Below are 11,923 nucleotides of genomic sequence, written 5' to 3' on the forward strand. Positions count from 1 at the left end.
GCCGGATGCCGCCAGCACAGGTCGAGGCCCCGGCCCCGCCGCGGACGCGCTACGTCGTCGACGGTCACCTGACGTTCGCGCCGGTCGGGACGACGGCGGCCGACGCCCTGCGGTTCACCGAGGCGGCGGAGGGCCGGATGGCGCTCCTGCTGTTCCCCTCGCCCACGCCCGCGGAGATCGACGACCTCGCCGCCGCGTGGGGGCTGCACCCGCTGCTCGTCGAGGACCTGCAGCACGCGGGCCAGCGTCCCAAGCTCGAGCGCTACGGCGACGTCCTGTTCCTGGTGGTCCGCTCGGCCCGCTACGTCGACGAGGCCGAGGACGTCGACATCCTCGAGTTCCACGTCGTCGTCCGCGGGGAGGCGATCGCCGTCCTGTGCCAGGACGGCCGGTGGATCGACGGGTCCGACGAGTCGCAGCTCCCGGGCGGCCCCGACGGACCGCCCGCCGACGAGTCCACCCTGCTCGACGACGAGGACCTCCTCCGCCTCGGGCCGGAGGCGGTGCTCTACCGCCTGCTCGACGCCGTCGTGGACGGGTACGCCCCGGTGCTCCGCGGGCTCTCGGTCGACAAGGAGCAGATCGAGCGCCAGGTGTTCGGCGGCGACGCCGCCGTCACCGAACGGATCTACCGCCTGAGCCAGGAAGTCATCGACCTGCAGCACGCGACGTCCTCCCTGACGGACGTGCTCGACTCGCTCCGGCGGGGCTTCGAGCGGTACGGGATCCCCGAGGCGCTCCAGAGCTACCTCCAGGACGTCGCCGACCACCTCGCCCGCGTCGACGCCCGGGTCGAGGTGCTCCGCGACGCGCTGTCGCAGATCCTCAGCGTCAACGCGACGCTCGTCGGGCAGCGGCAGAACGAGGACATGAAGAAGATCTCCGGCTGGGCGGCGATCCTCTTCGCGCCGACGCTGATCGGTGCGATCTACGGCATGAACTTCGACCACATGCCCGAGACCCACTGGGCGCTCGGGTACCCGCTGGCGCTCGCGGCGATGGTCGCCTTCGGCGTCGTGCTGTACGTCGTGTTCAAGCGCAAGCGCTGGATGTGAGGGGCGGCCGCCTCCCCGACGGGCGCCACGGTCGTCCGGAAGCGGGCACCTCCGGAGGACCGGGCGACCGCGTCAGCGAGCGCGACGACGGCTCAGGCCGGCCGCCAAGGCTCCGGCACCGATCAGGCCGGCGCTGACGAGCGCGGGGAGCACCGGGTCGGTCCCGGTCTCGGCGAGCTCGGCCGGGCCGGCCGTCGTGGCCGGCTCCACCGCGGTCGAGCTGCGGTCGAGGTCGATCGACGCCGGGCCGCCGGCCGCCGTCGACAGGGCCGGCACGACGGTCCTGGCCGGGACGGCCGGGTGGTCGACGGTCTCCGCCGGGACACGGACGACGACCGCGGGGTGGTCGACGACGTGCGTGACCGCGGGGTGCTCGATCACCTCGGTCCAGGCGTCCTTGTCGACCACGACCTCGGTCCACGCCGCCCGGTCCACCACGGTCTCGGTCCACGCGGCCCGGTCCACCACGGTCTCGGTCCACGCGGCCCGGTCCACCACGGTCTCGGTCCACGCCGCCTCGTCCACGACCGTCTCCGTCCACGCGTCCTTGTCGACCACGACCTCCGTCCAGGCCTCCCGGTCGAGCACGGTCTCGGTCCACGCGGGCCGGTCCACGACCGTCTCCGTCCAGGCCTCGCGGTCGAGCACCACGCGGGTCTCGCCGGTCGCGGTCCACCCCGACTGCTTCCAGTCGGGGCTCTCCCACCGGCTCTCGCCCTCGCCGACGAACTGCGCCTCGGTGCGGGTCTCGGCCGGGTGCTCGACCGTGTGCGTGTCAGCGGGGTGCTCGACCGTGACGATCCTCGCGGGGTGCTCGACGTCGTGCGTCTCCGCGGGGTGCTCCACGGTGCGGGTCTGCGCCGGGTGCTCCACGTCGTGCGTCTCGGCCGGGTGCTCGACCGTGCGGGTCGTCGCCGCGTGGTCGACCGTGTGCGTCCTCGCCGGGTGCTCCACGGTGTGGGTCTCGGCCGGGTGGCGGACGGTCTCGGTCCACGCCGCACGGTCGACGACCGTCTCCGTCCAGGCGGCCCTGACGATCCTCGTCCAGGCCTTCTGCACCGTCTCCGTCCAGGCGGGCGTCGCGATGCGGGTCTGCGACGCGGCGACGGGCTCGACGCTACGAGGTGCCGCGCTGGCACCGGCTCCCATCCCTCCGGCGGCGACGATCCCGACGCTCGTCGCGACCGTGAGCAGGGCAGCGGCCCGTGTACGCATGTTCTTCACCTCTGGCGCGATGGTCGGGCGTGGAACCTCGGTGGCCCCGGAACCGCTCCTCCTGATCGCACAACCAGACTCGCAACCAGGAGGGGGTCGGCGCGTCGGCCGGATGGTCGGACCGTGGCGACGTTGGTCGCTCTCCCCGCGACGAAAGTCGTTCAGCGGTCGAGCGCCCACCAGCCACCGAGCAGACTGGGTGACGTGACCGACACGGTGCTCTTCGCGCGGGGAACGCTGGATGCCCGCGCCGCGGTGCTGGCACGCGCGTCGGTCGTCATGCTGGGGATCGCGTGCGGCGTGTGGTCGCTGCGAACGCACGGCTTCGACGAGGGCGCGGCGGACGCCCTCGTCGGGCTCGTGGCCGCGGCGGCCGTCGTCGCGGCGCCCCGGTGGCCCGTCGTCGGCGCATGCCTCGGCCTTCTCGACTATGCCGTGAACGGTCCGAGCCCTGCACTGTTCTTCGTCACGATCCTGCTCACGGCCCGCGCGCGGCGGCGTCCCGGGGTGCTGCTCGCGGCGGCGACCGTGATCGCCCTGATCCTGGGCGCCGTCGACGTGGGTTGGTCGGCGCCGACGTTCTGGGAGGCCGTGCGCATCGCGGCTGTGATGGTGCTGCTGCCGGGGCAGATCGGACTGGTCCTGCGTTCCGGCGTGGCCCGCGCGCAGCTCCGGCACGAACGCGACGAGGAGCGTGCGCGCGCCCTCGAGCTCGACCGTCAGAACGCCGAGATCAGCGCGCGGCTCGCGCTCGCCCGGCAGCTGCACGACGGGCTCGGGCACCAGCTCAGCCTCGTCGTCCTGGGGCTGTCCGGTGTCGACGGGCTGCTCGGGAAGGACGACGAACAGGCGCGCGAGCTCCTGGCGAACGTGCAGTCCCTCGGCCGCCAGGCGATGTCCGACCTGCGCGACGCGGTCGTCGGTACGGGCACGGCCGACGCGCGGCCGGGCAGCCCCGCCGGCCCCACCGTCAAGGAGCTCCTGACCACCGTCGTCGAGCGTGCCGACCGGGCCGGCATCGACGTCACCCTCCGGTGCCAGGGCGACGTCCGCGTCGGCGCCGCCGCGCGCGACCTGCTGGGCCGCGTCGCCACCGAGGGCATCACGAACATCGCGAAGCACGCCCCGGGAGCGACGGCCACGGTCACGCTCGCCGAACGCACCGGAACCGCACACCTGGACGTGACGAACACGCGTCCGCCGGGTCCGGTGCCGCCCACCCCCGCGTCCGGGACCGGGCTGCGCGCGCTCGAGGAGTCGATCGTCGCGGCGCACGGCACGATGGACTCCGGCCCCACCGCCGACGGCGGCTTCCGCCTGGCCGTCACCTTCCCCACCACGGGCGACGAGAAGGAGACCACATGACCACGGTCGTGATCGTCGACGACGACGCCCTCGCTCGCCGGGGGATCCGGGCGGCGCTCGAACCCGAGGACGACCTCACGGTCGTGGGCGAGGCTGCGGACGGCGTCGAGGCCGTGACCGTCGCCCGCGAGCTCGACCCGGACGTCGTGCTCATGGACGTCCAGATGCCTCGCCTGGACGGCGTCGGCGCGACGCGGGCGATACTCAGGCTCGACGACCCGCCGAAGGTCCTCGTCCTCACCGCCTTCAACCTGACGGAGAACGTCGTCGCCGCGATCGACGCCGGCGCGAGCGGGTTCGTCCTCAAGGACGCCACCCGGACCCAGCTGGTCTCCGCCGTGCGCGCCGTCGCGGCCGGCGACCCCGTGCTCGATCCCCGGAGCATCAAGACGCTCCTCGAGCGCGTCGACGCCGCGCGCCGCGACGAGGAGCAGGCCAAGGAACGGCTCACCGGCCTCACCGCCCGGGAGCGGGACGTGCTCGCCCTCCTCGCGGACGGTCAGACGAACGCGAAGATCGCCGAGGCGCTGTTCGTCAGCCAGCCCACGGTCAAGACGATCGTCTCGCACATCCTCGACGAGCTCGGAGTGGAGAACCGGACGCAGGCGGCGATCCTCGCCCACCGGGCTGGGCTCGACCACGCGTGAGCACGGCCGCGGTCAGCGCAGCATCGCCTCGAGCACGTCGGCGCCGAGCCGCGCGACCGCCGGGACGTCGAGCCGGTACGTGACGTAGCGTCCGCGCCGCTCGACCGTGACGAGCCCGGCGTCGCGCAGCACCGCGAGGTGCCGCGAGATCTCCGGGGCCGACACCTCCCAGATGTCGGCGAGCTCCGTCGTCGTGTGCGGGCCCGCGACGAGGCTGCGACCGAGGCGCAGGCGCATCGGGTGGTCGAGCGCGCGCAGCCGCTGCTGGACGTCGGCCGACGGGGTCTGGACGGCGTCGCGACCCGCGACCGGGTAGCGCACGACGGGCTGCCACCCCGGCGCCTGGACCACGAGCAGGTGCGGGTCGCCCAGGATCGTCGGCAGGAACGTCACACCGGTCCCCCGCGCCGACACGTGCACGTCGACGAGCTTGTCGACGACGACGCGCTGGGCCTGCTCGTCGAGCCGGACCGCGGGCGCGACGGCCGCGAGCGCCGCCGCGGGCCCCTGGTTCCACAGGAGGTCGGTCTTGTGCCGCGCGTCGACGGTGAGGTGGGCGACGAGCGTGCGCCACGCCTGGTCGAAGAACGCCTCCTGGCAGTCCTCGAGCAGCACCCGCACCTCGCCCCGGACCTTGCCGGGGTCGGCCAGGATGCGGTCGACGAACGCGAGGGCGACCGGCCCGGAGGCGGCGGCGCGCTCACGCGCGAGCTCGACGGCCCGGTCGTCGGCGAGCACGGTCCCGAGCCCCATCGAGCGCGCGAGGGCCCCGCACCGGCAGGTGACCAGCACGTTGTCGACCCACGTCTCGTCGTCGAGCGCGTCGACGGCGTCGAGCTCGGCGGCGAGCGTCGCCGCGGGGCGGGCGGGCAGGAGGAAGTCGGCGCACGACTTGTCCCACAGGTGCCCGAACGCGACGGCGCGGTCGACGAGCTCCTGGCCGGCCGCCGCGGACATCGCCTGGATCTGCCCCGCCTGGCCGGGGTGGTGCCCGTGCTCCACGAGCAGGTGCAGCGCCGCGGTGAGCTCGGAGACCGGCGACGGCGCGAAGAGGTACGCCGTCGGGGGCAGCCCGGTCACGTCGATGGTCAGGGTCACGGCACCATCGTCCCCCCGCCCACCCGGCCGGACCGCGCCGATTGACGACGATCGTCAATCCGTCCCCGCCGCCCGGCGCCGGGCCGCAGCGTTGGCGTCATGACCACCGCGAACCTCCACCCGTCGCCCGCCGCCCGTCCCGCCACCGACGCCCACGCTGCCCTCCCGGTCCGGGAGCCCGCTCGCCCGGCCGCCGCGCGCCGTCGTCGTGCGCTGGACCCGCGCCGCACGGTGCGCCGGCTGGGCGGCTGGCTCGCCGACGACGCGCGGCGCGGCGCGGGCATCTCGGCCCGCCTCGACGCCGCGCGCACCACCGACGAGCGCCGCTTCCTCGAGCGCCCGTGACGCCCCGGACGCCCCCGTGCCGGACATGTCAGAAGCTCGTGAGCCTCGGGGCTCACGAGCTTCTGACAGGCCGTGCCGGGCTCGCGTCAGCGCACGTGCACCGTCCGCTGGACGGCGAGGTCGCGCGACGACCCGCCGACCGACACCGTCCGGTCGCCCGTGGCGACCGTCCACGCGTGGGCCGACGTCGACCAGTAGGACAGCTCACGCTCGCCGACGGTCAGCGTCACCCAGCGCGACTGGTGCGCCGGCACGGTGACCCGGTCGAAGGCCGCGAGCGCCTGCTTCGCGAACTGCGCGCCCTTCGGCTGCTTCGCGGGCGCACCCAGGTACACCTGGGGCACGGCGTCGCCGGAGGTCCGGCCCGTGTTGGTCACCTTGACGCGGACGGTCAGCGCCCCGTCGTGCTGCGGACGGACGCTCAGGTCCGAGTAGCGGAACGACGTGTACGACAGCCCGTAGCCGAACGGGTAGAGCGGCGTCAGCTTCTGCTGGTCGTACCAGCGGTAGCCGACGAAGATGCCCTCGCTGTAGTCGGTCTCGCAGTTGGGGACGGACCCGAACCCGCTGTCGTCGGTGCACGGCGTCGTCGTGCCGGGGTCGACGCCGAGGCTCGTCCGCTCGGGGTGCGCCGGGTCGTTGGCGACGCCCTGGCCGAGCGACGCGGGCCACGTGTAGGGCAGGTGCCCGCCGGGGTTCGCCTTGCCCGTGAGCAGGTCGGCGAAGGCCCACCCGCCCTCGTCACCCGGGAACCAGCCCTCGAGCACGGCCTTGACGTTCCCGAGCCACGGCATTGCGACGGGGTTGTTGTTCTGCAGCACCACGATCGTGTTCGGGTTGACCGCGGCCACGGCGCTGATGAGCGCGTCCTGGCCCTCGGGCAGCGGCGTGGAGAGGTTGCCGCTGTTGGTCGCGTACGCGAAGACGACGGCGGTCGTGGCCTTCTTGGCGGCGGCGACGGCGGCCGCGGTGGTCGCCTTCTGCTGGGACGGCGTCACCCAGTACAGGTGCGCCTGGACGGGCGAGCCCGAGATGTCCGCCGTCTGCGTCACCGTGATCGTGTGGGCGCCCGTCGACAGCTGCACCTGGGCCCGCTTGTTGTTGAGGCCGTCCGTGCTGGGCAGCACGCCCGTGTCCCCGGCCTTGACCGTGCCGTACCGCGGCGCCGCAGACAGGAACCCGTCGGCGCTGATCACGGTCTTGCCGTCGATCTGGACGGTGCCGGTCGTGCCGAGCTCGCCGAAGTTGATCCAGTAGCTCCCCGCCTCGGGCGCGGTGAGCGTGCCCGTCCACGTGTGGTTCGAGCCCGCCGGCAGCGCCGTGCGCTTCGCCGTCGTGAAGTCGAGCGTCGCGTCCACCTGCGTGGCCGAGGAGCCCGTCGTCGTGCGGACCAGGCCGGGCTGCCCGCCGTGGCTCAGCGCCGACGCCGGCACCGCGGTCCCCGTGAGGTCGTCGCCGACGGCGAAGCTCACCTTGGCGTACGGCACGGCCTTCTTGATGGTCGTCGCCGTGCCGACCCAGCGGTCTGCGCGGCCCGTGGAGCTCTCGCCGCCGCCGCCCGTGGCGATCGTCTGGCCGGCCCCGGGCCCGATGAGCGCGAGGTTCGCCAGGTCCGTGCGGTCGAGGGGCAGCGCGCCGCCGTCGTTCTTGAGCAGGACGGCGGCGTCGGTCGCGGTCTTGCGCACGACGGCCGCGTCCTGGGTCACGTTCTCCGGCGTGACCGTGTGCTTGCCCGCGCCCTTGAGCAGCCCGAACTTCTCGTACTGACCGAGGATCCGGCCGACGGCGTCGTCGATCCGGGCCTGCGTCACGGTTCCGTCCGCGAGGGCGGCCTTGACCTTGTCGGGGGCGAAGTACTGCGGGATGGCGCCGCCCAGACCGCCGCCCGGCATCTCGAGGTCGAGGCCCTTGGCGAGGAAGTCGGTGGCGTGGTTGGCGCCCCAGTCGGACGTCACGAAGCCCTTGAACCCCAGGTCCTTCTTGAGGATCTGGTTGAGCGTGGTGTCGTTGCCGCACGCGTCCTCGCCGTTGACGGCGTTGTACGAGCACATGATCGACGAGACCCCGGCGTCGACGGCGTCCTCGAACGGCTTCACGTAGATCTCGCGCAGCGTCTGCTCGTCGACGACGACGTTGCCGCTCGCCCCGTCGTAGGCGATGTAGTGCTTGGCCTGCGCCATGACGCCTTGGCTCTGGATGCCCTCGATCTCCTGGGCGCCCATCGCGCCGGTGAGGAGCGGGTCCTCGCCGAACGTGTTCCAGGTGCGCCCGCCGGCCGGGTCGCGGTCGATGTTGATGAACGGCTCGAGCATGACGTCCTGGCCCAGCGCCTTCGCGTCCTTGCCGATGACGACGCCGTTCGACCGGGCCGCGCCCGCGTCCCACGTCGCCGCGACGCCCATGGTCGAGGTCATCCCCGTCGACAGGTCCTTGGTGGCGACGCCGGGAGGCCCGTCCGCGAGGCGGATCGACGGGATGCCCAGGCGCGGGATGCCCGGCAGGTAGCCGGCGGCGTAGGTCTTGCCGGCGGGGTCCGTGCTCTCGTCGGCGCCGGTGATGAGGGTGAGCTTCTCGTCGAGCGTCATCTGCGCGAGCAGGCGCTGCGCGGTCGAGCCGTTGCCCGCATGATGGCCGGGCGAGCCGGACCCGCCGTGCGAGCCGTGAGCCGAGGCTGCCGTGCCGGACGCGACCAGGCCGGTCAGGCCGAGCGCGGCGACGGCCACGCAGGCGGCGACCTGGCGGGCTCGGGGTCGGTGGAACACCGTGTCGTTCATCTGCACCACTCCATCGGGGCGACGTGCCTGGCGGCGCTGAGCGTCGGATGTTCGTTCAAACGACTCAGAGTCGCCGCTCAGGCGGGACTCTGTGACCGTAGAAACGCAGCAGGGGGCCGGTCAAGCAGGCGCACGGTTGCAGTCGCGTCACTTTCGAACGAGTCAGCGGATAACACGCCGACGCCGGACGCTACGCTGACCGCCATGCCGGACCGCACCCGCGCCACCTCCGAGCGGATCGTCGCCGAGCTCGAGCGCGCCGCGCCCCTCACCCGCCGCGAGCTCGCGACGCACCTCGACCTGCCCGTCACGACCGTCACGAGCGCCGTCGAGCGGCTCCTCGTCGGCGGCACCCTGCGGGAGCACACCGACGCGCCCGGCCGCACGTCCGGCCGCGGCCGCCCACCGCGACACCTCGTGCTCGCCGCCCGTCAGCTCGTCGCGGTGATCGTCGTCGGGCACCGCACGCTCGAGGCGGCCGTCGTCACGCTCGACGGCGTGATCGAGACCCGCGCCGCGCGGCCCTTCGACCCCCGCTCCGCCGACGACGTCGTCGGGCCGGGCGTCGCGCTGCTCGAGGAGGCGTGGGCCGGGTCGGGCCTCGACCGGGACGAGATCGGCGCCGCCGTCCTCGCGTTGCCCCGCCCGTACCGCGCGGGCGCCGGCTCGCCCTGGCCCTCGCGGTCGAGCGTCCGCGACGTCGGCGCTCCTGTGCCCGGGTGGCTCGCGGACGACCCCGCCCCCGCCCTCGCGGAAGCCCTCGGCGTCCCGGCGCTCGCGGAGAACGACGCCAACCTCGCCGCGCTCGGCGAGATCGCGCGCGGCGCCGCCATCGGCCTCGACGACGTCCTCTACGTCGACCTCGTCCCGGGCTTCGGCGCCGGGGTCGTCGCGGGCGGGCAGCTCGTGCACGGCAGGCTCGGGTTCGCGGGCGAGCTCGGGCACGTGCAGGTCGACGAGCACGGGCCGCTGTGCGTGTGCGGGAACCGCGGCTGCCTCATCCGCGTGGCGACGGTGCACCACGTCATCGAGCAGCTCCGGCCCACGTACCCGGCGTCGCTGACGTTCGAGGACGTCGTCGGGCTCGCGGAGGCCGAGGACCCCGACGTGCACCGCGTCCTCGCCGACCTCGGCCGGACGCTCGCGCCGATCCTCGCCACCGCGTGCCTGGTGCTCGACCCGCAGGCGATCGTCGTCGACGGGTCCCTCGGCGCGGGCAGCCGAGCCGTCGTCGCCGGCGTCCGGGAACGGATCGAACGGGCGCTGCCGCGGCGGGTGTTCGAGGAGCTCGTCGTCGTGCCGGGGAGCCTCGCGGACCAGGCCGAGCTCGTCGGCGCGGCCGCGCTCGCCTCGCGGGAGCGGCTCGTGCACACGCCGCGACGGGGGCGCGATGAGTCGCGCGGCGCCGGCAGGTCGGTACCGGCATGACGAACGAGCCCCGTGTCGACGAACGCCCCGCGACGCCCTACGTCGCGATCCGACGCTCCGTGCCGATGTCCGGCCTCGCGGGCGTGGCCGACGAGATCCCCCACGTGATCGAACGGGCGCACGCCCTCGGGCTCGAGCCCGACGGACCGCCCTTCTTCCGGTACGACGTGATCGACATGGCGCGCGAGCTCGTGGTCGAGGCCGGCATCGCGGTCGCGCGCGAGGTTGCGCCGGGGACCGCGCTCGGGGACCTCGAGGCGGGCATCCTGCCGGCCGGGAGGTACGCGACCGTCGTGCACGTCGGGCGCCCCGACACGCTCGTGGACGCCACGGCCCGGCACCTGCGCTGGGCCGCGGACGCCGGGCTCGCCTTCGACGTGCGGCCCAGCGACGACGGCGACGTGTGGGGCTGCCGGCTCGAGCGGTACCTCACCGACCCGCGCGTCGAGCCGGACGCCGACCGGTGGGAGACCGAGCTCGCGTTCCGGCTGGCGGACGACTCCGCCTGAGCCTTCCGCGGGCGGCCGCGCGAGCGGGCGGTCAGCCCGTCGTGCCCACGTCGACCGTCTGGCCGAACGTCGTGACGACCGTGACGTGCAGGCCGGGGACGGTGCGCGCGTCGAGCTCGTCGAGCAGGTCCTGCGTCGACGGGATGGCGCCGTCCGGGGTCTGGATCGAGATCCGCAGGTCCCGTCCCACCACGGAGACGTCGCTCACCGACGCTCCCGGGGTCGCGGCGACCCAGTCGTCGGCGACCTGCTCGGCGTGCCGCGCGTACGTCGAGACGGCGGCCGTGAACACCGAGTTCCCCACCAGCGGCAGCGCCACGAGGACGAGCAGCAGGCCGATCCCCACCGACGTGCGCCGGTCGCGGCGCGCGCGCCGCTCCATCACCTCGGCCTTGTAGCCCGCCGCCGTGAACGTGAGCGTGCCCGCGAGCACCATGGACACGAGGTTCGACAGGAACAGGAACAGCGCGCCCAGCGCCGACGCGTACGAGCCGTGGCCCAGGCACACCCCCACGACGGCGAGCGGCGGGACGAGCGAGATGGCGATCGCCACGCCCGGCAGGATCGCCGCCACGTCCCGGCGCGCCAGGGCGATCGACCCGGCGAACCCGGTCGCGAGCGCCGTCACGAGGTCGAAGATGCCCGGCGACGTGCGGCCCGTGATCTGCGAGTTCCCGACCAGCGCCCCCGAGGACGCCGGCAGGATCGCCGAGACGGCCGCCCCCAGCGCGACGACCACGACCATCCCGCCGAGCACGAACAGCGCAGAACGCCACACGAGCGCCGACGTGCCGCGGGTGAGACCGAGCGCGACGGCCATGATCGGCGTCGACAGCGGCGCGATGATCATGGCGCCGATCACCGTGGCCGTGGAGTCCGTGATGATCCCCGCCGACGCGATGATCGCCGACAGCACCAGCATCGTCCAGAAGGCCGACCGCTTCGCCTTCACCTCCCCGGCGCCCAGGTCGAGGTCGGCGGTGAGCTGGTCGAGCGTGCGTCGCTGCGACACCGGCAGGACGTAGGTGAGGACGCCGTGCGGCATGCGGGAACTGTGGCACGACGCGCGGCGCGCGCCCCGGCGACACACCGCCCCGGCCGGGCGGATCTCACGCGGTCGCGCGGCGTCGTCGTCGGGCGCAGGCTGGTGCCATGTCCGATCCCCAGCCCGTCGAGATCCGCACCGTCGCCTACACCGTGTCCGCCGACTACCTCGCGAGCGTCGGGGGCGACTTCGACGCCCGCGGCGTCGACGACGCCGTCCTCGACCGCCTCAACGCCGACCTCCCCGAGGGGATCGAGGTCAGGCGCGACGGGCGCGTCTTCGCGCTGCCCGACGTGGCCGACGCCGCCCGCGCCGTCGACTTCGACCAGCTCCTCGCGGACATGGACCTCGACCAGATCCTCGCCGAGCACGGCCGCTGACCCCGCCTCCTCGTCACTCCGCCCGCCCCGCCCTTTCCTCGGAGGAAGGGCGGAGCGGGACC

Annotated in this window: 11 protein-coding genes; 7 read left to right on the forward strand and 4 right to left on the reverse strand. The window is 74.1% G+C overall.

Going from position 1 to position 11,923, the window contains the following annotated elements; genetic code table 11:
• Positions 1-5 precede the first annotated feature (5 nt).
• On the forward strand, positions 6-1,055 hold the full coding sequence (locus ACLQ14_RS03980) for a magnesium and cobalt transport protein CorA (RefSeq protein WP_425810096.1): 1,050 nt from the start codon (positions 6-8) through the stop codon (positions 1,053-1,055).
• Between the two features lie 72 nt (positions 1,056-1,127).
• On the opposite strand, the gene ACLQ14_RS03985 is transcribed toward ACLQ14_RS03980, so the two are convergent.
• Complete coding sequence (locus ACLQ14_RS03985) at positions 1,128-2,270, reverse strand: hypothetical protein (protein ID WP_425810098.1); 1,143 nt, start codon at positions 2,268-2,270, stop codon at positions 1,128-1,130.
• A 204-nt stretch (positions 2,271-2,474) separates the two neighbouring features.
• Between ACLQ14_RS03985 and ACLQ14_RS03990 the strand changes: the two genes are divergently transcribed.
• Both ACLQ14_RS03990 and ACLQ14_RS03995 read left to right on the forward strand, forming a co-directional pair.
• On the forward strand, positions 2,475-3,635 hold the full coding sequence (locus ACLQ14_RS03990) for a sensor histidine kinase (RefSeq protein WP_425810100.1): 1,161 nt from the start codon (positions 2,475-2,477) through the stop codon (positions 3,633-3,635).
• Positions 3,632-4,282, forward strand: coding sequence for a response regulator (locus tag ACLQ14_RS03995; protein ID WP_425810102.1), 651 nt, complete (start codon positions 3,632-3,634; stop codon positions 4,280-4,282). Before ACLQ14_RS03990 ends, ACLQ14_RS03995 begins: the two co-directional genes overlap by 4 nt.
• A 12-nt stretch (positions 4,283-4,294) precedes the next feature.
• Here ACLQ14_RS03995 and ACLQ14_RS04000 read toward each other — a convergent pair whose 3' ends face one another.
• Positions 4,295-5,380 (reverse strand): DUF5937 family protein, encoded by a 1,086-nt coding sequence (locus tag ACLQ14_RS04000; protein ID WP_425810104.1) that lies wholly within the window; start codon positions 5,378-5,380, stop codon positions 4,295-4,297.
• A gap of 99 nt (positions 5,381-5,479) precedes the next feature.
• On the opposite strand from ACLQ14_RS04000, the gene ACLQ14_RS04005 reads away from it, so the two are divergent.
• The gene (locus tag ACLQ14_RS04005; RefSeq protein WP_425810106.1) at positions 5,480-5,725 is read left to right on the forward strand and encodes a hypothetical protein; all 246 of its coding nucleotides are present in this window, start codon (positions 5,480-5,482) and stop codon (positions 5,723-5,725) included.
• An 86-nt stretch (positions 5,726-5,811) separates the two neighbouring features.
• On the opposite strand, the gene ACLQ14_RS04010 is transcribed toward ACLQ14_RS04005, so the two are convergent.
• Positions 5,812-8,499 (reverse strand): beta-glucosidase, encoded by a 2,688-nt coding sequence (locus ACLQ14_RS04010; RefSeq protein ID WP_425810108.1) that lies wholly within the window; start codon positions 8,497-8,499, stop codon positions 5,812-5,814.
• Between the two features lie 204 nt (positions 8,500-8,703).
• Between ACLQ14_RS04010 and ACLQ14_RS04015 the strand changes: the two genes are divergently transcribed.
• The gene (locus ACLQ14_RS04015) at positions 8,704-9,927 is read left to right on the forward strand and encodes an ROK family protein (RefSeq protein ID WP_425810110.1); all 1,224 of its coding nucleotides are present in this window, start codon (positions 8,704-8,706) and stop codon (positions 9,925-9,927) included.
• Complete coding sequence (locus tag ACLQ14_RS04020; protein WP_425810112.1) at positions 9,924-10,436, forward strand: GyrI-like domain-containing protein; 513 nt, start codon at positions 9,924-9,926, stop codon at positions 10,434-10,436. Before ACLQ14_RS04015 ends, ACLQ14_RS04020 begins: the two co-directional genes overlap by 4 nt.
• Positions 10,437-10,467: 31 nt before the next feature.
• Here ACLQ14_RS04020 and ACLQ14_RS04025 read toward each other — a convergent pair whose 3' ends face one another.
• Positions 10,468-11,481, reverse strand: coding sequence for a TIGR00341 family protein (locus tag ACLQ14_RS04025; protein WP_425810114.1), 1,014 nt, complete (start codon positions 11,479-11,481; stop codon positions 10,468-10,470).
• Between the two features lie 107 nt (positions 11,482-11,588).
• On the opposite strand from ACLQ14_RS04025, the gene ACLQ14_RS04030 reads away from it, so the two are divergent.
• Positions 11,589-11,861, forward strand: a complete 273-nt coding sequence (locus tag ACLQ14_RS04030) for a hypothetical protein (RefSeq protein ID WP_425810116.1) — start codon at positions 11,589-11,591, stop codon at positions 11,859-11,861.
• The last annotated feature ends 62 nt before the right edge of the window (positions 11,862-11,923 follow it).

Origin of the sequence: Luteimicrobium sp. DT211, from assembly GCF_049844995.1 — a bacterium.
Lineage (GTDB): Bacteria > Actinomycetota > Actinomycetes > Actinomycetales > Cellulomonadaceae > Luteimicrobium.